This is a genomic window from Marinobacter sp. (assembly GCF_041984545.1).
Taxonomy (GTDB): Bacteria; Pseudomonadota; Gammaproteobacteria; order Pseudomonadales; family Oleiphilaceae; genus Marinobacter.
The window spans coordinates 1-22290 of the sequence record NZ_JBHIXV010000030.1 but is presented as its reverse complement, the minus strand read 5'-3'; the positions used below and the strand labels follow the sequence as shown (position 1 = coordinate 22290).

18 protein-coding genes are annotated in these 22290 nt (G+C 59.3%); 15 read left to right on the top strand and 3 right to left on the bottom strand.

The window, feature by feature from the left end:
- Position 1: 1 nt before the first annotated feature.
- From mltG to ACFC20_RS13595, 8 genes are all read left to right on the top strand, one after another.
- Positions 2-1078 (top strand): endolytic transglycosylase MltG, encoded by a 1077-nt coding sequence (mltG, locus tag ACFC20_RS13630; RefSeq protein ID WP_375183507.1) that lies wholly within the window; start codon positions 2-4, stop codon positions 1076-1078.
- On the top strand, positions 1075-1704 hold the full coding sequence (tmk, locus tag ACFC20_RS13625) for a dTMP kinase (protein ID WP_091986179.1): 630 nt from the start codon (positions 1075-1077) through the stop codon (positions 1702-1704). The genes mltG and tmk overlap by 4 nt, the downstream gene beginning before the upstream one ends.
- A 92-nt stretch (positions 1705-1796) precedes the next feature.
- Complete coding sequence (locus ACFC20_RS13620; protein ID WP_375193494.1) at positions 1797-2576, top strand: AraC family transcriptional regulator; 780 nt, start codon at positions 1797-1799, stop codon at positions 2574-2576.
- 221 nt (positions 2577-2797) lie between these two features.
- Positions 2798-4288 (top strand): sodium/proline symporter PutP, encoded by a 1491-nt coding sequence (gene putP / locus ACFC20_RS13615; RefSeq protein WP_375193493.1) that lies wholly within the window; start codon positions 2798-2800, stop codon positions 4286-4288.
- A gap of 242 nt (positions 4289-4530) precedes the next feature.
- Positions 4531-5538, top strand: a complete 1008-nt coding sequence (locus ACFC20_RS13610; protein ID WP_375193492.1) for a TAXI family TRAP transporter solute-binding subunit — start codon at positions 4531-4533, stop codon at positions 5536-5538.
- A gap of 2 nt (positions 5539-5540) precedes the next feature.
- The gene (locus tag ACFC20_RS13605; protein ID WP_375193491.1) at positions 5541-7697 is read left to right on the top strand and encodes a TRAP transporter permease; all 2157 of its coding nucleotides are present in this window, start codon (positions 5541-5543) and stop codon (positions 7695-7697) included.
- A gap of 12 nt (positions 7698-7709) precedes the next feature.
- The gene (locus ACFC20_RS13600) at positions 7710-8462 is read left to right on the top strand and encodes a sulfite exporter TauE/SafE family protein (RefSeq protein WP_228143545.1); all 753 of its coding nucleotides are present in this window, start codon (positions 7710-7712) and stop codon (positions 8460-8462) included.
- Between the two features lie 33 nt (positions 8463-8495).
- Positions 8496-9479 carry a zinc-dependent alcohol dehydrogenase family protein gene (locus ACFC20_RS13595; protein ID WP_375193519.1) on the top strand — a complete coding sequence of 328 codons (984 nt, stop codon included), beginning with the start codon at positions 8496-8498 and terminating at the stop codon, positions 9477-9479.
- A 70-nt stretch (positions 9480-9549) separates the two neighbouring features.
- Here ACFC20_RS13595 and ACFC20_RS13590 read toward each other — a convergent pair whose 3' ends face one another.
- The gene (locus tag ACFC20_RS13590; protein WP_375193518.1) at positions 9550-12144 is read right to left on the bottom strand and encodes a bifunctional aconitate hydratase 2/2-methylisocitrate dehydratase; all 2595 of its coding nucleotides are present in this window, start codon (positions 12142-12144) and stop codon (positions 9550-9552) included.
- Positions 12145-12402: 258 nt separating this feature from the next.
- Here ACFC20_RS13590 and ACFC20_RS13585 point away from each other — a divergent pair, with 258 nt between their 5' ends.
- On the top strand, positions 12403-13008 hold the full coding sequence (locus ACFC20_RS13585) for a tRNA-(ms[2]io[6]A)-hydroxylase (RefSeq protein WP_375193490.1): 606 nt from the start codon (positions 12403-12405) through the stop codon (positions 13006-13008).
- Here the strand turns inward: ACFC20_RS13585 and ACFC20_RS13580 are convergent.
- Positions 13000-13884 carry a LysR substrate-binding domain-containing protein gene (locus tag ACFC20_RS13580; protein ID WP_375193489.1) on the bottom strand — a complete coding sequence of 295 codons (885 nt, stop codon included), beginning with the start codon at positions 13882-13884 and terminating at the stop codon, positions 13000-13002. The two genes, ACFC20_RS13585 and ACFC20_RS13580, sit on opposite strands and share 9 nt — an antisense overlap.
- Positions 13885-14027: 143 nt before the next feature.
- On the opposite strand from ACFC20_RS13580, the gene ACFC20_RS13575 reads away from it, so the two are divergent.
- The 6 genes from ACFC20_RS13575 (at position 14028) to ACFC20_RS13550 (ending at position 21772) form a co-directional block, all read left to right on the top strand.
- Entirely contained in the window at positions 14028-14798 is a 771-nt protein-coding gene (locus tag ACFC20_RS13575) for a ferredoxin--NADP reductase (protein ID WP_375193488.1), read from the top strand.
- A 156-nt stretch (positions 14799-14954) separates the two neighbouring features.
- Entirely contained in the window at positions 14955-17318 is a 2364-nt protein-coding gene (locus ACFC20_RS13570) for a PQQ-dependent sugar dehydrogenase (RefSeq protein WP_375193487.1), read from the top strand.
- A 254-nt stretch (positions 17319-17572) separates the two neighbouring features.
- Positions 17573-18604, top strand: coding sequence for an amino acid ABC transporter substrate-binding protein (locus tag ACFC20_RS13565; protein ID WP_375193486.1), 1032 nt, complete (start codon positions 17573-17575; stop codon positions 18602-18604).
- A 92-nt stretch (positions 18605-18696) separates the two neighbouring features.
- Entirely contained in the window at positions 18697-19884 is a 1188-nt protein-coding gene (locus ACFC20_RS13560) for an amino acid ABC transporter permease (RefSeq protein ID WP_375193485.1), read from the top strand.
- The gene (locus ACFC20_RS13555; protein ID WP_375193484.1) at positions 19884-20969 is read left to right on the top strand and encodes an amino acid ABC transporter permease; all 1086 of its coding nucleotides are present in this window, start codon (positions 19884-19886) and stop codon (positions 20967-20969) included. The genes ACFC20_RS13560 and ACFC20_RS13555 overlap by 1 nt, the downstream gene beginning before the upstream one ends.
- Positions 20970-21061: 92 nt before the next feature.
- Positions 21062-21772, top strand: a complete 711-nt coding sequence (locus ACFC20_RS13550) for an amino acid ABC transporter ATP-binding protein (RefSeq protein ID WP_375193517.1) — start codon at positions 21062-21064, stop codon at positions 21770-21772.
- Positions 21773-21928: 156 nt separating this feature from the next.
- On the opposite strand, the gene ACFC20_RS13545 is transcribed toward ACFC20_RS13550, so the two are convergent.
- Positions 21929-22290 (bottom strand): transposase (locus tag ACFC20_RS13545; protein ID WP_375193483.1); only part of this gene is annotated, 362 nt, incomplete at its 5' end.

The window sequence follows — 22290 nt, the reverse complement described above, 5'->3', positions numbered from 1 at the left end:
TTTGATCAAGAAGTTACTGCTTGCCTGCGTCAGTGTCGCGGTGCTGGCCGCGGCCGGAACCGGTCTTTGGGTGTGGCAGGGGCTCCAGAGCCTCGAACGCCCGGTAGCGCTGGAAGAACCCGTGCTGTTTAACGTTCCCCAGGGCGCCACTTTCAGTGAGGTTGCTGGCCGGCTGGAAGCCGAAGGCCTGGTGCCGGACCGACTTTGGCTCAGGGTATTCGGTCGTCTTTACCCGCAGCAGTCGGTGATCAAGGCCGGAGACTATGAGTTTCTCGATGGCATGAGCCCCAGAGAGATGGTGAAGATCATGGTCTCGGGCGATACCAAGCACTGGTACGTGCAGTTTATCGAGGGCTGGACCTTCCGTGACATGCGTCAGGCCCTTGCCCGCGCCGACCGACTGAACAAAGTGACCACTGACTGGACGGATGAGCAGATCATGTCGGCGGTCGGTGCCGAGGGTGAGCATCCTGAGGGTCGGTTCTTCCCTGATACCTACGCGTACACGAGCAGCGGGTCGGACCTCGAGCTGCTCAAGCGGGCTTTCAATCGCATGGAGCAGGTTCTGGCCGAGGAGTGGGCGGCACGGGAAGAGGGGCTGCCCTATGACTCACCCTACGAAGCGCTGATAATGGCGTCAATCGTAGAACGTGAGACAGGAGCCCCGCACGAGCGTGAGCAGGTTGCGGGCGTGTTCGTCCGTCGCCTTCAGAAGGGCATGCGCCTGCAGACCGATCCGACAGTGATCTATGGCATGGGAGACAGCTACCAGGGCCGGATCGGACGACGGGATCTGCGCACCTACACCCCCTACAACACCTACCGGATCGACGGGTTGCCGCCTACACCCATCGCCCTGCCGGGCCGGGAAGCCATACACGCTGCTCTTCACCCCGACGACGGAGATGCGCTCTATTTCGTGGCGCGTGGTGATGGCACCCACAAATTCTCGCGCACGTTGGCCGAGCATCAGAAAGCGGTGCGCGAGTTCCAGCTCAATCGGCGTGACGACTATCGCTCGTCCCCGGCGCCCGAGGAAGCGGCTTCCGAGGAGAAGGACAAAGGGGGCGCGGGGTGAATCAGCGAGGACTGTTCATTACCTTTGAAGGTACCGAGGGCGTTGGCAAGTCCACCCAGCTGGCCAACGCTGCCAGTACGCTTCGCAGCGCTGGCGTGGACGTGCTCGTCACCCGGGAGCCGGGTGGTACGCCGATGGCGGAGGCTATTCGTGAGCTGCTGCTGGCGCCCAGAGACGAAGCGGTTCATGAGACCACTGAGCTTCTGCTGATGTTTGCCGCCCGAGCCCAGCACTTGCATACCCGGATCCTGCCGGCCCTGGACAGGGGGCAGTGGGTACTCTGCGACCGGTTTACCGATGCCACTTTCGCCTACCAGGGAGGCGGTCGCGGCGTGTCTTCGGAGCGCATCGCGCTGCTTGAAACACTGGTGCAGGGCAGCGTACGTCCGGATCATGTCATTCTCCTGGATGCACCGGTGGAAACCGGCATGGCCCGAGCCCGGAACCGTGGCGAGCTGGACCGGTTCGAGCAGGAGGATCTCGCGTTTTTCCAGCGGATACGGGATACCTATCGCCAGCGAGCCGCCGACGCGCCCGACCGGTATCAGGTAATCGACGCAAACCGTCCACTCGAGCAGGTGTCGTCTGACGTTTCCGGGTTTTTCTCCCGTATTGCCGGAATTTGAGGATTTCCCGGCCGATTTTGCCCACTTCCGTGCACTTTTTTTAATGTTCTGCTTTAATTGATGTACATTCTCAGTTAACAGCCGGCAGTTACATGGTTAACGCAAAGCTCCTGAAACTTCCCATTGCTGCCCATCGGCACCGGCATGAGCATCACCAGATTGTCGTCGGGGTTCGGGGAGAAGCTGAACTGAGCGTCGATGGCACCGGCGCGTTGCTGGATACCTGGCAGGCCATCTTTGTACCCACCGAGGCACGCCACGACTACTGCGGCAATGCCGGTAACCACGTTCTTGTTATCAACCTCGACCCCCTGGCACCTGCCATCAATACGCCGGCCCATGCAGACTATGAACGCATGATGCGGGTGTTCGAGAAGCCCCGCACCCTGCACATGGACAGTCGCCTTCAGAGCCTGGTTCAGTTCACTGCCAGTGAATTCAACCGCGCCCCCGAAAACACCACGCTCCAGCAGCATCTGGCTGCCAGCGTCCTCTACTGCATGGCCGACAGAATCGCCGGCGGCCAGGCCCTGTCTTCCAATCGTCATGGCGTCAGCCCTGAGGCTATCCGGTCCTTTATCCTGAACAACCTGCATCGGAAGATTACGGTTGAAGACATGGCGGGTGAGGCGTGTCTCAGTGTCAGCAGGTTCCACGAAGTGTTCCGGGAAGCGGCAGGCATCACGCCTCACCAGTTTCTTCTGCACACGAGGCTGGACCAGGCCGCCCAACTTCTTGCTACCACCTCTTTGACCGTTTCCGAAATCAGTTACCGAACCGGGTTTTCGTCCCAGAGTGCCCTGACCAATGCGTTGCGCAAATACAAGGGAACCACGCCCTCAAGGCTTCAGGCGGGCAAGCGAGCCGCTTGAGGCGGGTGTGGAACGCCAGTCCCGTAGGATTGTGTAAAAGAATCGTAGGATTTCGTAAGCCCGAAAAAGAAGGTGGTACTAACGTATAGCGCTTGGATCTCCCGCTCCAGATTGGACGGAAATCAGGTAAACAAGAAGAACAGTGCAGCCTGTTGGCTTCCCGGCCAGCACTGTGCTTGGCGAGCGGATCGCAATCCGACTCATTAAACCGGAGGAGCTCTATGGCTATTGGTGTTTGGATAAGTCTCTTTGCGTATTTTGCGCTCATGATCGCCATCGGCATTTTTGCGATGCGTCGATCGACGTCGTCATCCGAGGATTACATGCTCGGTGGTCGGGCCCTGAGTCCGAAGGTGGCAGCCTTGTCTGCCGGTGCTTCCGACATGAGTGGCTGGTTGTTGCTGGGTCTTCCCGGTGCGTTGTTCGTGTCTGGTCTGGGATCCGCGTGGATTGGTATCGGCCTGCTGGTGGGTGCCTTTTTCAACTGGGTGCTGGTGGCGCCGCGTCTGCGGGAGCAGACGGTGCACTACGGCAATGCCATTACCATACCGTCGTTTCTTGCCAACCGTTTTCCGACCAAGGCACTGTCGCTGCGAACGGTGTCTGCCATCGTGATTGTCGTGTTCTTTGCGGTCTACACCGCCTCTGGGCTGGTTGCTGGTGGCAAGCTGTTTGAAAGCGCGTTTGCCGGCATTTTCAATTTTGGCGGTCTGAGTGACTACGCGGCCGGTATCATCATCACCCTGGGTGTGGTTCTGGCGTATACCGTCGTCGGTGGCTTCCTTGCGGTGAGCATGACCGACTTCGTGCAAGGCTGCATCATGATGCTGGCGCTGGTGATCATGCCGGCGGTTGTGCTGTTTGGCGAGGGCGGCGGTGGATTCGCCCAGGCATCCCAGACTCTTAATGAAGTGGACCCAACGCTGCTGTCATGGACGGAGGGGCTCACGTTTATTGGCTGGCTGTCGGCAGTCACCTGGGGCCTTGGCTATTTCGGTCAGCCGCACATTATTGTCCGCTTCATGGCCATCCGTACCCTGAAGGACGTGCCGGTGGCCAGGAACATCGGTATGAGCTGGATGCTGATCTCTCTGGTCGGTGCGATTTCGCTGGGTATTTTCGGTCGGGCCTACGCGGTGCGCAACGGCATGGACATCGCCGATCCGGAAACCATCTTCATCATTCTGTCCGATCTGCTGTTCCATCCGCTGATTACCGGCTTCCTCTATGCGGCATTGCTGGCGGCAGTGATGAGTACCATTTCCAGCCAGTTGCTGGTGTCGTCGTCGTCCCTGACTGAGGACTTCTACCGCCTGTTCCTGCGTAAGGAAGCCACGGATCGCGAGTGTGTGACGGTTGGTCGGGTCTGCGTGTTGCTGGTTGGTCTTGTGGCTGCGGTGATCGCGTCCGATCCGGATTCCCAGGTCCTGGCGCTGGTCAGTAACGCCTGGGCAGGCTTTGGCGCCGCCTTCGGCCCGCTGATCATCCTGTCCCTGATGTGGCCGCGCACCAACGGTGCCGGCGCGGTAGCCGGCCTTGTGGTGGGTGCAGTGACTGTCATGATCTGGATCTCCCTCGGCTGGAACGGCGAGTTTATGGGTGGTCCCGGTGTATACGAGATCATTCCGGGCTTTATTGCCGCCTGGATTGCCATCATGGTGGTCAGTCTGGCTACTGAGGACGCTGGCGAATACCAGGCGATCAGCCGGTAACCAAGCGGTTGTCCGGTGTCGGGCTCGGACACCGGACACCTGTAGACGCCATCGGTGTCATTGAAAACCCCCGCTCTCAAGGCGGGGGTTTTCTCGTTTACGAAGGTCGGTTGCGAGTACCCTGGGTATAGCCAATGGTCGCAATAGAGAGATTTTTGCTGGTAGCGGTCTGAACCAGACGCTACATTTATTGCCGTTAGCTCTGGGCTACAAAAAAAATAACGGCGAGAGGACAAAGAGTTATGAAAACCAATTGGTTTGTGAAATCAACCTTGGGGGCGCTGACGGCAACCCTCGTCTCGTTCTCTTCGGCGGTGCACGCCGAAGGCAATTATGTGATGGGCACGGCAACAACGGGCGGTACCTACTATCCCGTGGGCGTTGCCATCTCCACGTTGGTAAAGGTGAAGCTCGAGCCACAGACCAACATTTCTGTGTCGGCCATCAGTTCGGCGGGTTCCGGTGAAAACCTGAAGCTGATGGACGAAGGGCAGATCCAGTTTGGCATTCTCCAGGGCCTGTACGGCGCCTACGCCTGGAACGGTACCGGTCCGGTACCCAAGGCCTACAAGAATCTGCGTTCGGTTTCGATGCTCTGGCAGAACGTTGAGCATTTCGTGGTTCGCAACAACATGGTGGAAAGCGGCACGATTTCCGATATGACCAACCTGTATGGCGAGAGTTTCTCCATTGGTGCCCGCAACTCTGGAACCGAGGGCTCTGGCCGCTTCATCCTGGGTAAACTGGGCGTTGATCTGGAGCAGGTGGATATTGCATACCTGGGCTATGGTCCCAGCGCCGATGCCATGCAGAATGGCAACATTGACGGCATGAATATTCCCGCAGGTGTTCCGGCATCGGCTGTGACCAGGGCCTACGCCAATCTGGGAGGGGAAATTACCACCCTGAACTTCACCTCCGAGCAACTGGCCCAGGTAAACAGCGATTTTGAGCTCTGGACGCCGTACACAATTCCTGCAGGCACGTATCCGAATCAGGAAGCCGACATCAACACCATTGCCCAGCCGAATATCCTCGCAGTGCGCGCGGACGTTCCGGAGGAAGATGTGTATCAGATCACCAAGACGATCTATGCCAATCTTCCCTTCCTGAACAATATTCACCCGGCCACCAAGGCCATGGCACTTGAGAAGGCCATTGCGGGTCTTCCCATGCCCCTGCACCCGGGCGCAGCCCGCTTTTATCGTGAGCAGGGTCTGACCATTCCTGAGCGACTGATTGCGGAATAGGCGTGGTCAACTCACCAGACAGTGGATCTCCTGACGGAATCAAGGGGATCCGCGACGAGAGTGCCAATGGCGCCACGGAACGGATTAATCACCGGCTTCTCGGGCCGGTGATCTTTGTGGTCGCCGTTGCCACCTCGTTAATTCATCTCTACTTCAATACAGTCTCCACCCTGTCGGAGCTGTGGACCTCCGCGCTTCATTTCGGGCTGTTCGGGCTTATCTGCGCCCTCACAACCCCCATGTTCCGGATGCGCTCGCCCGGCGGGCAGCGGCTTGTTCTCGGGGTGGATGTTGTTCTGGGGCTCGCGGCTCTGGGATGCGCCGCCTATCTGATCCTGTTTGAGAGTGCGCTCTACCAGCGCGGCGTTAACTTCAACACTGCCGACTGGGTGGTTTCAATTGCGTCTGTCCTGCTGATCCTGGAGTTCGCACGACGGACCGTTGGCTGGTTCATTCCGGTGCTTTGCATTGCGGCGCTGTCCTACGTGGCCTGGTGGGGGCAATACGTGGATGGCATTTTCAACTTCCCGGGGCTGACCTGGGAGACGGTGCTTTTCCGCTCTTACCTCGGTGGTCAGGGCATGCTGGGGTCCATTGCCCGTATATCCTGGACCTACGTATTCATGTTCATCCTGTTCGGGGCGTTTCTGGTGAAGTCAGGGGCAGGGGACTTCATCATTGAACTGGCCCGCTGCGCCGCGGGGCGATTCACCGGCGGCCCGGGATTTGTGGCGGTATTTTCCTCGGGCCTGATGGGGTCCGTGTCCGGTTCCAGTGTCGCCAACACGGTATCTACTGGCGTGATTACCATTCCACTGATGCGCAAGGCTGGTTTCCCGGCGCGCTTCGCCGCTGGCATCGAGGCGGCAGCGTCTACCGGGGGGCAGTTGATGCCTCCGGTCATGGGTGCCGGCGCGTTCATCATGGCTTCGTACACCCAGGTGTCCTACCTCACGATTATTTCGGTCGCCGCCCTGCCGGCCCTGCTTTATTTCCTTTCGGTGGCGATGTTCGTGCGAATCGAAGCCAAGCGCAGCCACGCGGTCAAACTCGAGGATGACAATTCGCCCTCATTGATGACCGTATTGAAAGATGGATGGCACTTCCTGTTACCGCTTTTTGTTCTTGTGGGTGCCCTGGTGTACGGTTTCACGCCTACCTATGCGGCCGGCATCGCCATCCTGTCGGTGATAGTGGCGTCCTGGCTTTCGAGCAAGCCCATGGGCGTGAAGGACATACTCGAAGCGCTGATGATGGGGGCCCGGAATATCACCACCACCGCCATCCTGCTCATTACCGTGGGCCTGATCGTGATGGTGGTTTCGACCACCGGCATCGGCAATACCTTTTCGATCATGATCACCGACTGGGCGGGTGGCAGCCTGCTGGTGACCATCGTGCTGGTGGCGCTGGCATCGCTCATTCTCGGGATGGGTTTGCCGGTTACTGCGGCCTACATTGTGCTGGCAACTCTCTCGGCACCGGCCATCTACCAGCTGATTGCCCAGAGCCAATTGCTCGATCTGATCATGAGCGGCAATTTGCCGGAGCAGGCCAGGTCCATTTTCATGCTGGTGGCGCCGGACAAGATGGAGTTGCTCGGAGCGCCCATGGACCGGGCGACCGCAACCCAGCTCCTGGCACTGGTGCCCGACACCTTCAGTACCCAGCTGCTGGAGCAGGCGCTCTCGCCAGCCACTCTGTCGATGGCGCTGGTGGCGGCGCATATGATCATTTTCTGGCTGTCGCAGGACTCCAACGTTACCCCGCCGGTCTGCCTGACCGCGTTTGCGGCTGCCGCCATTGCCGGTACGCCGCAGATGCGCACAGGCTTCACGGCCTGGAAGCTCGCCAAGGGGCTGTACATTGTTCCGCTGCTGTTCGCCTATTCACCGCTGATCACCGGCGATTTCGAGCAGATGCTGACCGTCTTCTGTTTTGCCCTGTTCGGCATTTACGCCATCGTTGCCGGCCTTGAGGGGTATCTGGAACATCCGCTGCATCCGGTCGTTCGGCTGCTCATGTTCCCAGTGGGGCTGCTCATGCTCTGGCCCCATGGTCAGCTTCTTCTGGACCTGGCTGGCCTGGCCCTGTTTGTCGTCGCCTTCATCTGGAGCAGTCGCCAGGGGCGCCGCCCCTCTGCGCTGGCGGCTGAATAACGGAATCCTTCCATGACGTTGACTCTCTATGAGGTTCTGGCACTCCTGGCGCTCGGTGGCGTCGCCGGCTTTATCAATGTTCTCTCTGCCGGCGGTTCCATGTTGACCCTGCCGTTGCTGATGTTCCTGGGGTTGCCTCCCCAGGTAGCCAACGGCACCAACCGGGTCGCCATCACTCTGCAGAGCATTACCGCAGTCGGCAGTTTCTACCGCATGGGCCATGGCAACCTGATGGTCAGCCTGTATCTGGCCGTGCCCGCCATCCTGGGCTCACTGCTTGGGGCCTGGATTGCCAGTGGCGTGCCGGATGCGGTGTTCGAAGCGGTTCTGATCACGGCGATGATCGGCGCTTCGGTATTCATGCTGCTGCCCCAGCCGTCACTGGATACTCGACCACTGACCACGGAGCGTCTGACGCCTGTGGTCTATCTGGCGATGTTTTTCGTCGGGATGTACGGGGGGTTCATCCAGGTAGGCGTGGGCGTGCTGTTCATCGTGGTGCTGTACCACATGCTCAAGATCGATCTGCGCCAGGTGAACGTACTCAAGGTGGCTATTGTTCTGCCCTTTACCGTTGCGGCACTGCTGGTGTTCGCCATTAACGATCAGGTGCGGTGGGGCATGGGGCTGACTCTGGCGGCCGGAAACGTCACCGGTGCCTTTATCGCCACCCGGGTAAACATGAGCAAACAGGGCGCGCGATGGGTGAAGATCATTACCCTGATCATGGTGGCCGCCATACTGGTGAGACTGATTTTCTACTGATAGCCAACTGATGAGGTGCACACTGTGAAAGCGATGGTTATTGAACAGTTCGGGGGGCCGGAAGTGTTCGTTGAACGTGAGGTCGCGACCCCGGAGCCGGCTGAGGGGCAGGTCCGCATCAAGGTCGTTGCTTCGAGCGTCAATCCCCTTGAAACCAAGATCCGCTCGGGCCTTGTCAAAACCGGACCCGCCATGCCCGCCATTCTCAATGGCGATGTGTCGGGCATCGTCGACAAGGTAGGACCCGGCGTTACCGGATTTGCCGAGGGCGACGAGGTATTTGGTTGTGCCGGCGGCGTTGGCCAGTGGCAGGGTGCCCTGGCAGACTACATGGTTGCCGATGTACGGCTGCTGACCCGGCGAACACCTGCCATAGCCCTGCCTTTGAGCGAATGCGCCGCCGTGCCGCTGGTGTTCCTGACGGCCTGGAGCGCTCTGGTGGATCGTGCCCAGCTCCAGCCGGGCGAACATGCCCTGATTCACGCAGGTACCGGTGGCGTCGGCCATATGGCGATCCAGATTGCCAAATACCTGGGCGCACGGGTTGCCACCACGGTCTCTAGCGAGGCGAAGGCGGAGGAGGCCCGCCGTCTGGGTGCCGATGACATCATCTTCTACAAGGACGAGTCGGTGGAAGGCTACCGGCAGCGCCTGACCGACGGCAAAGGCTTCAGCCTGGTGTTCGACACAGTTGGTGGCCAAAACCTGGATCGGACCATCGAGGCCGCCGGCGTCAACGGGCGGATGTGCTCCATCAATACCCGCTCAAGCCATGATCTCACCCAGATGCACTCCAAGAGTCTGACCCTGCACGTAATCTTCCGTTCGATATCCCTGCTGCACGGCGTTGGCATGGATGACCAGCCAAGGCTGCTGCAGGCCATGCAGGATCTGCTGGAGCAGGGCAAGGTGCGGCCGCTGATCGACAGCCGGCGGTTCCGGTTTACCGAGATTGGCGCAGCCCATCGCCACCTGGAATCGGGACAGGCCATGGGCAAGATCCTGCTGGAACGGTAGCCCTCCAGAAACGAAAAACGCCAGCCCGGAGGCTGGCGTTTTCATGAAGTCATACCCTTGAGGGCGGTGCTCAGGCCACGCTGGCCTCAGACGCCTTCTTGGTGTAATCCTCCATCTGGTCGAAGTTGAGATACTTGTAGATCTCTTTCGACATGCTGTTCAGGTCCTTGGCGTACTCCATGTATTCTGCAGGAGAGGGCAGTTTGCCCAGAACCGCACCCACGGCTGCCAGTTCCGCAGAGGTCAGGTACACGTTGGCACCATCGCCCAGGCGGTTCGGGAAGTTACGGGTGGAGGTGGACAGCACGGTGCTCTTGGGAGCGACTCGCGCCTGGTTACCCATGCACAGGGAGCAGCCCGGCATCTCGGTGCGCACACCGGCGGTGCCGTAAGTGTTGAAGTAACCTTCTTCCATCAGCTGCTGCTGGTCCATCTTGGTGGGCGGAGACATCCACAGACGGGTGCTCAGCGGGCCCTTGTGCTGTTCCAGCAGCTTGCCTGCGGCACGGAAGTGACCGATGTTGGTCATGCAGGAACCGATGAACACTTCGTCCACCTTGTCGCCAGCCACTTCGGACAGGAACTTGGCGTCGTCCGGATCGTTCGGGCAGCACACGATCGGCTCCTTGATGTCGGCCAGATCGATCTCGATCACGTGGGCGTACTCGGCGTCCTTGTCGGCGCGCATCAGCTTCGGATCGGCCAGCCACTCTTCCATCTGCTGGGCGCGACGCTCCAGGGTACGCGGGTCGCCGTAGCCTTCGGCAATCATCCAGCGCAGCATCACGATGTTGGAGCGCAGGTATTCGGCCACGGACTCTTCGGACAGGTTGATGGTACAACCGGCGGCGGAGCGCTCGGCGGAGGCGTCAGACAGCTCGAACGCCTGCTCGACGGTCAGGTGCTCCAGACCTTCGATTTCCAGGATGCGACCGGAGAATTCGTTGATCTTGCCTTTCTTCTCAACAGTCAGCATGCCCTGCTTGATGCCGTACAGCGGGATCGCGTGTACCAGGTCACGCAGGGTGATACCCGGCTGCATCTCGCCCTTGAAACGCACCAGAACCGATTCCGGCATATCCAGCGGCATTACGCCGGTGGCAGCCGCGAACGCCACCAGGCCGGAACCGGCCGGGAAGGAGATGCCCATCGGGAAACGGGTGTGGGAGTCACCACCGGTACCTACGGTGTCCGGCAGCAGCATGCGGTTCAGCCAGGAGTGGATGATACCGTCGCCCGGACGCAGGGACACACCGCCACGGGTGCGGATGAAGTCCGGCATGGTGTGCTGCATTTCCACGTCTACCGGCTTCGGGTAGGCGGCGGTGTGGCAGAACGACTGCATCACCAGATCGGCCTGGAAGCCCAGACACGCCAGGTCCTTCAGCTCGTCACGGGTCATCGGGCCGGTGGTGTCCTGGGAGCCCACGGTGGTCATGTGAGGCTCGCAGTAGGTGTTCGGGCGAACGCCTTTGCCTTCCGGCAGGCCACAGGCCTTGCCAACCATCTTCTGGGCCAGGGTGAAGCCCTTGTCGCCGGCTTCCGGATCCTTCGGCAGGCGGAAGATGTCGGTGGCACCCATGCCCAGGGCCTGACGGGCCTTGTTGGTCAGGCCACGACCGATGATCAGCGGAATACGACCGCCGGCCTGAACTTCGTCCAGGATCACGTCAGACTTGAACTTGAACTCGGAGATGGTTTCGCCGGCCTCGTTCAGAACCTTGCCCTCGTACGGGCGGATCTCGATCACATCGCCCATGTTCATGTCGTCAACCGGGGCTTCGAATACCAGGGCGCCGGCGTCTTCCATGGTGTTGAAGAAGATCGGGGCTACCTTGTTGCCGATGCACACGCCACCAGCACGCTTGTTGGGTACGCCCGGGATGTCTTCGCCGAAGTACCACAGCACGGAGTTGGTGCCAGACTTACGGGAGGAACCGGTGCCAACCACGTCGCCTACGAAGGCGACCGGCAGACCCTTGGACTGGATTTCCTCGATCTGCTTGATCGGGCCAGTAACGCCGGGCTCTTCCGGCTTCAGGCCGTCACGCTCCATCTTGTACATGGCGCGGGCGTGCAGGGGAATGTCCGGGCGGGACCAGGCATCGGGAGCCGGGGACAGGTCGTCGGTATTGGTTTCACCCGTTACCTTGAACACGACCATCTTCATGCTCTCGGGCACTTTCTTCTTGTTGGTGAACCACTCGGCGTTGGCCCAGGATTCAACCACTGCCTTGGCAACGTCGTTGCCCGCGTCCATCTTTTCCTTCACATCGTTGAAGGCATCGAACATCAGCAGGGTTTTCTTGAGCTGCTCACCGGCCAGTTCGGCCAGTTCGCTGTTGTCCAGCAGGTCGACCAGAGTCGCGATGTTGTAGCCACCCTGCATCATGCCCAGCAGCTTGACGGCGTACTCTTTGCTGATCAGCGGAGAAGAGGCCTCGCCTTTGACAACGGCAGTCAGGAAGGCAGCCTTCACGTAAGCGGCTTCGTCGACGCCCGGCGGAATGCGGTTTTCCAGCAGGTATACCAGCGTTTCTTCTTCGCCGGCGGGCGGGTTCTTCAGCAGTTCCACCAGAGCTGCGGTCTGCTCGGCATTCAGGGGCTTGGGAGGAATACCCAGGGCTTCACGTTCGGCAACGTGTTCACGATAGGCTTCTAACACGATATGGACCCTCATCAGTTGGTATGTCCCGCATCCGTGGGCATGGAGCCCGGCGGGAGTTTTGTGGCGAAAAGGCCGCAGGAGCCTCTGAATAAGGCCTCAAATCACCGATGGGGTTTCAGGATTTATTCAGAGACTCCTTGATCTGGCGCTGCATTCTATAGGAAACCCCTTATAAAGTTAAGTTGGACAGTGGTCGGACCAATCTGCTACCTGCGGTATACTCCCCGGCTTTCATTCCATGAATCAGTCAACGATATGAACGCGGCCCTGCAAGACATTCACGATTTCCTGCCCTGTCCAACGCCCCGGCGGTGGATCGACAATGCCCTGGAAAACCAGGACCTGATGCTGATTGACCACGCCCATTGCGAGAAAAAGGCGGCCTCCACTGCGCTGAGTCTGATGTACCGGTACGTTGATAACACCGACCTGCTCAACAAGATGTCCCGGTTGGCGAGGGAAGAGCTTCGGCATTTCGAGCAGGTGCTGGCCATCATGAAGAAGCGGGGCGTGGAATACGGCCACCTCACACCCTCGCGCTACGCGGCGGGACTTCGCCAGGAGGTTCGCACCGAAGATCCGGGGCGCCTGGTGGACGTTCTGGTGGTCGGTGCGATTATTGAAGCCCGCTCCTGTGAACGTTTTGCGGCGCTGGCGCCACATCTGGATGACACGCTCGCGGCGTTTTACACCAGCCTGCTGAAGTCGGAGGCCCGGCATTACCGGGACTACCTGACTCTCGCCGAGCAGGCGGCGGGCGAGTCAGTGACTGGACGTGTGCAGCGCTTCCTCGAACTGGAGCGGGCCCTGATCGAGGCGCCGGATTCGGAGTTCCGGTTTCATAGCGGGCCGTTAGCCTAGGTTCCGGCAGAGGTCGATCCAGGCGTCAATCCCGGCGCTCCGGTATTTCTGTTTATGCAGTATGAAATAGAACTGGCGGTCGAAACGGCGGTGCTCGGGTACCGACAGCGGTACCAGGCTGCCCCGTCGGAACGCATCGGCCAGCACCACTTCGGACAGGCAGCCGATACCCAGATCGGCTTCGACAGCGCGTTTGATGGCCTCAGTGTGCTCCAGCTCAAGCAATACGTTCAGATCCGGAAGCAGGCCGTGCATGCCCCGTTCAAAGCTCTGACGGGTTCCGGACCCCGGTTCCCGCATGATCCAGGTTGCCTCCACCAGATCCTCATCGGTCAGTGCACCTTTTGCGGCCAGGGGGTGAGTGGGTGAGCAGAAAACCACCAGCTCATCACCTCGCCAGGGTATCACCTCCAGCTCGGGCGATTGCAGCTCCCCCTCGATCAACCCGATGTCCAGCTCGAAATCCTTGACCCGCCGGGCGATGGTGCTGGTATTCGCCACTTCCAGCGACACCCGTGGATGGGTAGGGGTATTCATGTATTGGGCCATGACACCCACGGCCAGATAGTTTCCGATAGTGAGTGTGGCGCCAACCTTCAGGGCACCCACTTCGGTGTGTTTACTGAGGGCCTGCTCCAGTTCGTTGGCCTGGGCGAGCACTGCTTCGACCTTCGGCCGGTAGAGACGGCCCAGTTCATTGAGCTGGAGTCGTTTGCCGACCCGATCGAACAGCTGGATGTCGAACTGGTTTTCGAGCTCTTTCAGGGCGCTGCTGGCCGCTGACTGCGACATGGCAAGGGAATCCGCGGCCCGGGTAATGTTCTGGAAATGGGCCGCTGCGAGAAACACCTCCAGCTGTCGGAAACTGTATTTCATAACGATTCGCTCTATATCGGCTCGCTCGAATAAGGTTATGAGAATATCCCATTTTCCCGATAGGTTAATGCCGGGTTACACTAGACGCAATCTGAAATTGAAACTGTCGCCGTAACAGCGCAACGAACAGGCAAGAGGTTTACATGAGCAACCTGATCAAAGAGAAAGTGACCAGCGTCCATCACTGGAACGACACCCTGTTCAGCTTTACCACGAGCCGGGACCCCGGGTTTCGTTTCAAGAACGGCCATTTTGTCATGATTGGCCTGGAAACCGACGGCAAGCCGCTGATGCGTGCCTACAGTATCGCCAGTGCCAACTACGAGGAGGAACTGGAGTTCTTCTCGATCAAGGTTCAGGACGGCCCGCTGACTTCGCGTCTGCAGAGAATCCAGGTGGGCGATGAAATCCTGGTGAGCCGCAAGCCAACCGGCACCCTGATTCTCGATAACCTGCTGCCCGGCAAGAACCTCTGGTTGATCAGCACTGGCACCGGCCTTGCGCCTTTCATGAGCATTATCAAGGATCCGGAAGTTTACGAGGCCTTTGACAAGGTGATCCTGACCCACGGCGTTCGCTATGTCTCCGAGCTGGCGTACCAGAAGGAAATCGAAGAGCTGCCGGAAAACGAGTACTTTGGCGATATGGTCAAGGGCAAGCTGGTGTACTACCCGACCGTCACCCGGGAAGAGTTCCGTAACCAGGGCCGGCTGACCGATGCCATGGAGACCGGCAAGATTACCCGAGACCTGGGTCTGCCTGATTTTGATTTGGAAAACGACCGCTTCATGATCTGTGGCAGCCCGAGCATGCTCAAGGATACCTGCGCCATCCTGAACGACATGGGCTTTGAAGAGGCCCGGGGCGGCAAGATGGGGCACTATGTGATCGAGCGGGCCTTTGTGGAACAGTAAACGGGTTCTCTCGAGGCCATAACCCCATAATCAATAAACCGGAGCGTGATGCTCCGGTTTTTTTATGCTTGTATGGATGGCGCGGGCCTTGGTGCGGTCTGACTGTACCAATGGCGACACGGCGTGTACCTGCGGAAAGGCAACAAGGAGGCATTAGTGGTAAAGAGAATGGGCTCGCGGATGGGGGCTGTCATCATCGCATTCCTGATTGCATGGGTGGCCGGCACATTGATCGGAACAGTGGTCCAGACCCAGTTCAACCTGCTGGCATTGCAGAATCTCGGGGTAGCCATCAGTCTGGAGGCGCGCTGGACCGCCACATTGCATGACCTGCTGAATTTTGCTCCGTTGTATGCCGCCCTGTTTGGCACCAGTTTCCTGTTGTCCCAGGCCCTTGCCGCACCTTTACTTACCCGGCTTCCAGGGTGGATGCGCGGCCCGGGGCACGCTGTTGCCGGGGCGGCCGGTCTGTGGACTGCTTTCGCGATTACTAACGCGCTGCTGCCGATGCCGACCCTGATTGCCGCAACCCGTTCGGTTACGGGCTTGTTGGCCATGTTGCTCACAGCTGCGTGGGCAGGTTGGCTGTTTGTGAGGCTGGCCGCAACCAGAAGGCCACGTAGGGGCGCTGTGTCTCCAGTCGTGGCGTGCGCCCTGGTGCTGGGTTCCTTGGGGTTTACCGACACTGCCCGAGCCCAGAAAGTCGTTGAAGACTACCAGGTAGAGACCGTCGCCTCGGGTCTGGAGCACCCCTGGTCCGTTGCCTTTCTCCCGGATGGCGGTGCCCTGGTGACCGAGAGAGCAGGGCGGCTGCGCCGGATCACGCCGGAAGGTCAACTGGTGAAGGCGCCGATCAAGGGTGTGCCGTCGGTGTTCAACAGTGCCCAGGCAGGCTTGTTTGATGTAGTGCTTTCGCCAGACTTTGTCGACGATCGTCGGATTTTCCTGGCCTATGCCTGCGGCACCGAAGCGGCCAACCATCTGTGCGTTGCCAGGGCGCAGTTGCAGCAAAGCCAGCTCACCGGAGTGGTGGAGATCTTTCGCGCCAGGCCTGCCAAGGAGGGCAGTGCCCATTACGGTGGCCGGATGGTATGGCTACCGGACGACACCCTCATCGTCACGCTCGGTGACGGGTTTGATTACCGGGAGCAGGCCCAGAAACTGTCAAGCCACCTTGGCAAGATCATTCGGCTGAATCCGGACGGCTCGGCGCCGGCGGATAATCCGTTTGTTGGCCGCGAGGGGGCTCTTCCTGAAATATACAGCTACGGCCACCGTAATGTTCAGGGCCTGGTTTACGACGCCCAGGAGGACCTTTTGCTGGCTCACGAACACGGCCCCCGGGGTGGGGATGAAATCAATGTGATCGAGCCGGGCAAGAACTATGGATGGCCGATTATCAGCTATGGCATCGACTACACCGGGGCGATGATTACCCCGTATACGGCGCGGGAAGGCATGAAGCAGCCGCTCCTGCAGTGGACCCCGTCGATCGCCCCGTCGGGCATGACCCGTTACCGGGGGCATCTGTTTCCGGAATGGCAGGGCGACCTGCTGGTAGGCGCCCTCGCGGCCAGGAATGTTCACCGGGTGACACTGAACCGCTTGCAGGCGAACGACGCCGGCACTTTTTTCGGGGAGCTCGATGCCCGTATCCGGGATGTCGCCACCGGGCCCGATGGCGCCCTGTACCTGTTAACGGACAGCCCCGACGGCAAATTGCTGCGGGTGACACCTTTGGCAGGGAGCGACGTTCCGTCCTCTGAAGTCGAACTGGCACTGTCGCCGGGACAGCTTGATTGGATTGGTGAGCAGATATTCCGGAACGAATGCGCCGGGCAAACCCGGTGCCTGGTTCACTGGAACGCCGGGGAGGCCTTTCCGTCCCTGGGTATCGGGCATTTCATCTGGTATCCGGCCGCAGTTGAAGGCCGGTTTGTGGAGAGCTTCCCTGCCCTGGTAGATTTCATGCGTCGGCGCAACGTCGAACTGCCGGAGTCGCTGGCTGAACTTCGCCCGTTTGATGCGCCCTGGCCCAACCGTGACGCTTTTCTGCAGGTATCGGATTCCGCGAGCGTTGAGGATCTTCGTGCATTTCTGATGAAGACCCGGGCCGTTCAGACGGAATTTATCTATCACCGGGCCAGGGAGTCCCTGAGCCGGGTCATTGGCGCTGCCCCGGAGTCGAAAACGGACGTGGTGACGGCGCGCGTGGCTGCTCTCAGCGAGACGCCCGGCGGTGTCTATGCCCTGATCGACTATGTCAACTTCAAGGGTGAGGGGTTGGCCGAGTCCGAGCGCTACAACGGTGAGGGCTGGGGCCTTTTGCAGGTGTTGCTGGCCATGTCTGGCCATCCGGCCGATACCGCGCTGGATCAGTTCCGGGAGGCGGCGGCCCGTGTGCTCACCCGCAGGGCAGACAATGCCGAGGCGCCCATTGAGCGGGAACGGTGGCTACCGGGATGGCTCAAGCGTGTCGAAACCTACGTGGAGCCGGCTTCAACGGCCATTCCTGAATAAATTCCCGAAAAAAGCTGGTTGTGTTTCCGAACTTTGATCTACCTTTATAGGGCACTGGCCCCGAGGTCGCTTCGTTTGGGAGCGTGCGGGCGCAGGCTGGCACTGTATGAGTGCAAATTATCGACTCACCGGGCGCCAGAACTTTCTGGACGAACTCAGTGCTGGATAAAAACAATACAAATCAATTGGTTGCGATGAATGGCTCGCAAATTGCTGAGCCAGCATGTTGCAAAAACCAACAGATGTTCGGAGAAATGACAATGAGAAAGACGAAATCGATTGCCCTGGGGATTGCTCTGGCTGTAGGCGCACTGGGTGCAACCAGCTCGATGGCCGCTACCACGCTTGAGAATGTGAAATCGAAAGGTCACCTGCAGTGCGGTGTCACCACCGGCCTGCCGGGTTTCTCACAGCCAGATGATAAAGGCAATTGGACCGGGATCGATGTAGACACCTGCCGGGCCGTCGCAGCCGCAATTTTTGGCGACGCCTCTGCCGTTGAATTTACGCCCCTGACTGCCAAGGAGCGCTTTACTGCGTTGCAGTCCGGCGAGATCGACATGCTCTCCCGTAATACCACCTGGACTCTGACCCGTGATGCGTCCCTGGGTCTGAACTTTGCCGGCGTAAACTACTACGATGGCCAGGGCTTCCTCATCAAGAAGAACCTTGGGGTAACCGATGCCACGCAGCTGGATGGCGCATCCGTATGTATCCAGGCAGGTACCACCACAGAGCTCAACCTTTCTGACTACTTCCGTGCCAAAGGCATGGAGTTCAAGCCGATCGTCTTCGATACGTCCGAGCAAACCGTTCAGGGTTTCTCTGCAGGTCGTTGCGACGTGCTGACTTCTGACCGTTCACAGCTGGCAGCCCTGCGCTCCAAGCTGCAGGATCCGAGCGCCGCCGTCATTCTGCCCAACACCATTTCCAAAGAGCCGCTGGGTCCGGTGGTGCGCCAGGGCGATGACCAGTGGTTCAACATCGTCAAATGGGTTCTGTTCACTCAGGTCAACGCCGAGGAGCTGGGCGTGACCAGCGCCAACGTCGATGACATGCTGAAATCGGAAAACCCGAACGTCCAGCGCCTGCTCGGCACGGATGGTGACATGGGCGCCAAGCTTGGCCTCCCGGCAGACTACGGCTACAAGGTCGTAAAGCAGGTGGGCAACTACGGCGAAATGTACAACCGCAACGTGGGTCCGGACACCCCGCTCGGCCTGGACCGTGGCATCAACGCCCTCTGGACCGAAGGCGGCATCATGTATGCGCCGCCGGTTCGCTAAGACCTGAAAGCACGCAGGCGCGCCCCGCTCGACGGGGCGCGCTACGCAATCTCTGATGAGGTAATTTGCAGGGACGCTTTTCGGGACATTCCATGAAAAAACCAACTAACGTAAACAAACCAGCGGCCGCCAAGCCCTGGTACGATCCTCGCGTACGAGCACTGTTTTTCCAGGTCGTTGCCATTGCACTGGTCTTCTGGGCCGGCTGGACCCTGGTCGACAACACCCTTGCCAACATGGAGAGCAGGGGTATCAGCACAGGCTTCGGCTTCCTCGATGAGACGGCTGGCTTCGGCATCATCATGAGCCTGATACCCTACGATGCCACCATGAGCTACGGCAGGACCTTCTGGGTAGGTCTGACCAATACGCTCCTCGTATCTGCTCTCGGTATCGTCGCCGCCACCATTCTCGGTTTCATCATCGGTGTGGCCCGGCTGTCGAGCAACTGGCTGGTGGCCAAGGTGTCACTGGTCTACATCGAAGTCATCCGTAACATTCCGCTTCTGCTCCAGATTTTCTTCTGGTATTTCGCAGTCCTGGGCGCGCTGCCCTCGCCAAGACAGAGTATCGATGTCGGCGGCACGGTGTTCCTCAACAACCGGGGCCTGTACGTACCGGAGCCGCTCACTCAGGACGGATTCGGCGTGGTCTGGCTTGCTCTTCTGGTGGCCATTGCCGCGGTAGTCGGCATCCGCATCTGGGCCAAAAAGCGGCAGCTGGCGACCGGGGAAATCTTTCCCACCTTCAAGGTGGGGGTCGCCATTCTGGTGGTATTGCCCATGCTGGCCTATTTTGCCGCAGGCAGTCCCCTGCAGTGGGAAATGCCGGAACTTCGGGGCTTCAACTTTGGTGGTGGCATTACCATCATTCCCGAGTTGGCCGCGTTGTGGCTGGCGCTGTCTCTGTACACCGCCAGCTTCATAGCCGAGATCGTGCGTTCCGGCATCCTGTCGGTGAGCAAGGGGCAAACCGAAGCGGCCAAGGCCCTGGGGCTGCCCAACGGTCTCACTCTGCGCCTGGTGGTTATCCCCCAGGCCATGCGGGTGATCATTCCGCCACTCACCAGTCAGTACCTGAACCTGACCAAGAACTCCTCGCTGGCAACGGCCATCGGCTACCCGGATCTGGTGGCCGTGTTCATGGGAACCACCCTGAACCAGACGGGCCAGGCAGTGGAGGTGGTTGCGATTACCATGGCGGTGTACCTCACCATCAGTCTGACAATCTCCCTGTTCATGAATATCTATAACCGGGCCGTGGCGATTAAGGAGCGATGATGGCTGAGTCAACCATGAAACCACCCAAGAAGGCTCTCAGTCCGGTCAAGTGGATGCGGGAGCATCTGTTCTCTACCTGGTACAACACCCTGTTAACTATTGCGGTGGGCTATCTGCTGGTCACCAGTGTCGGCCCCCTGGTGAACTGGGTGTTCCTGGAGGCCAACTTTACCGGCCAGGACGCCAGCGACTGTACCGGGGCAGGAGCCTGCTGGCTGTTTATCAGCCAGCGCCTGAACTTCTTTATCTACGGCTTCTACCCCGATGAGCTGCAATGGCGGGTGAACGTGATGTTCGCGCTGCTGGCCATTGCCTTCGTGCCGCAGTTCATTGAGCGGTTCCCGGGGCGCAAGTGGCTGGGCATTTTCGGCATGACGGGATTGCCACTGGTTGGCTATTTCCTGATCCCGGGCGGCACCTTCGGCCTCGAAGTTGTTGAGAGCACCAAGTGGGGCGGGTTGATGCTGACGCTCATCCTGGCCTACATCGGTATTCTTGCCTCGCTGCCTATCGGCATTCTGCTCGCTCTCGGACGACGCTCCGAGATGCCGATTATCCGTGGCCTGAGCGTAGTATTTATCGAAGTCTGGCGGGCCGTGCCCCTGATCACGGTTTTGTTCATGGCCTCGGTGATGCTCCCGCTGTTCCTTCCGGAAGGCGTCAATTTCGAGAAACTCGCGCGCGCCCTGATTGGCATCACGCTCTGGCAGTCGGCTTACATGGCGGAGGTTATCCGTGGTGGCCTGCAGGCCATTCCGCGGGGCCAGTACGAAGCCGCAGATGCCCTCGGTCTCGGCTACTGGAAGAAAATGGGGCTGGTTATCCTGCCCCAGGCCCTGAAGATGGTCATCCCGGGCATCGTGAATACCTTTATTTCGCTGTTCAAGGACACCACGCTGGTGCTGATTATCGGCCTGTTCGACGTGCTCGGCACGGTACAGTCCACAGTAACGGATCCGGCCTGGCAGAACGTCGCGATCGAGGGCTATGTCTTCGTGGCCTTCTGTTTCTGGATTTTCTGTTTCGGGATCTCCCGTTACAGCCAGAACCTTGAACGCAAACTCGACACCGGTCACAAAACCTGATGGGTAACCCAATGACAGAACAAACCCCAGAAAAACAGTCGTCTGCCCAGGGTGAGGCGGGCAAGAAGCCGGACATTATCCGGGTGGAAGGGATGCACAAGTGGTACGGGGATTTCCACGTGCTGAAGGACCTCAATCTGACCGTGGAGCAGGGCGAGCGAATCGTTATCTGTGGCCCGTCGGGCTCCGGCAAATCCACCTTCATACGTTGTATCAACCGTCTGGAGGAGCACCAGCAGGGCAAGATTATTGTTGATGACGTGGAACTCACCGACGATGTCCGCCAGATCGACAGCGTGCGCAGGGAAGTGGGCATGGTGTTCCAGCACTTCAACCTGTTTCCTCACCTGACCGTGCTGGAGAACTGCTGCCTGTCGCCAATCTGGGTGCGCAAGATTCCCCGTAAGGAAGCCGAGGCCACGGCCATGGAGTACCTGGAGCGGGTCAAGATACCCGACCAGGCGCGCAAGTACCCCGGTCAACTGTCTGGTGGTCAGCAGCAGCGGGTGGCGATTGCCCGGGCCCTGTGCATGAAACCGAAGATCATGCTCTTTGATGAGCCTACATCGGCACTGGATCCGGAAATGATCAAGGAGGTTCTGGATGTCATGATCGAGCTGGCCGGCAGCGGCATGACCATGCTCTGTGTAACCCACGAGATGGGTTTTGCCAAGACCGTGGCCGACCGGGTGATCTTCATGGACGGTGGTGAGATTGTTGAGGAGGCGCCGCCCCACGAGTTTTTCAACAATCCGCAGGAAGCGAGAACCCAGAAGTTTCTCAAGCAGATTCTGGCGCACTGAGGCCGGAAGACAAAAAAAGCCGGGACTATGAGGCTGTGTGAAAACTCGATTTACATAGCTTCTGAGCGGGCCCACAAAATGCCTCGGACACCGTCCGGGGCATTTTTGTTTTAAGTCCGTTGGTATTTCCAGACAATAAAAGCGCTGGGAGCAAGCTCAAGCCAGTCTTGCCAGCATTCCCTTCACACCCAACACGTTGATCGCCCGCATCAGGTTATAACTCAGAACACCCAGACCGTACTCACTACTGGCAGAACCCAGACCCCAGCAGGTAAATCGTCCGTTGTTCAGCAGTCGTTTGAGTGTGGCAAAGGTCGGCTCAACGGTGGCCATCCGGCGGATCATCCGCTCAGGTGTCGCGGCTTTGCTCGCCGTTTCCAGAGCCTGCTCATCAAAGTGCCGCGTGACCCAGCGTCGATCGGCCTTGGTGCACTGGGTCTGAAGCGGGCACTGATTGCAACCGGAGCGCGCATACAGGTGCATCCGGTCCTTGTTGCTCACGGTCTTGTGAGGCAACA

Coding starts and splice junctions, on each gene's coding strand:
- ACFC20_RS13620 (WP_375193494.1), top strand. CDS start 1,797: ATGGTTAACGCAAAGCTCCTGAAACTTCCCATTGCTGCCCATCGGCAC.
- putP (WP_375193493.1), top strand. CDS start 2,798: ATGGCTATTGGTGTTTGGATAAGTCTCTTTGCGTATTTTGCGCTCATG.
- ACFC20_RS13610 (WP_375193492.1), top strand. CDS start 4,531: ATGAAAACCAATTGGTTTGTGAAATCAACCTTGGGGGCGCTGACGGCA.
- ACFC20_RS13600 (WP_228143545.1), top strand. CDS start 7,710: ATGACGTTGACTCTCTATGAGGTTCTGGCACTCCTGGCGCTCGGTGGC.
- ACFC20_RS13595 (WP_375193519.1), top strand. CDS start 8,496: ATGGTTATTGAACAGTTCGGGGGGCCGGAAGTGTTCGTTGAACGTGAG.
- ACFC20_RS13585 (WP_375193490.1), top strand. CDS start 12,403: ATGAACGCGGCCCTGCAAGACATTCACGATTTCCTGCCCTGTCCAACG.
- ACFC20_RS13580 (WP_375193489.1), bottom strand. CDS start 13,884: ATGAAATACAGTTTCCGACAGCTGGAGGTGTTTCTCGCAGCGGCCCAT.
- ACFC20_RS13575 (WP_375193488.1), top strand. CDS start 14,028: ATGAGCAACCTGATCAAAGAGAAAGTGACCAGCGTCCATCACTGGAAC.
- ACFC20_RS13565 (WP_375193486.1), top strand. CDS start 17,573: ATGACAATGAGAAAGACGAAATCGATTGCCCTGGGGATTGCTCTGGCT.
- ACFC20_RS13560 (WP_375193485.1), top strand. CDS start 18,697: ATGAAAAAACCAACTAACGTAAACAAACCAGCGGCCGCCAAGCCCTGG.
- ACFC20_RS13555 (WP_375193484.1), top strand. CDS start 19,884: ATGGCTGAGTCAACCATGAAACCACCCAAGAAGGCTCTCAGTCCGGTC.
- ACFC20_RS13550 (WP_375193517.1), top strand. CDS start 21,062: ATGCACAAGTGGTACGGGGATTTCCACGTGCTGAAGGACCTCAATCTG.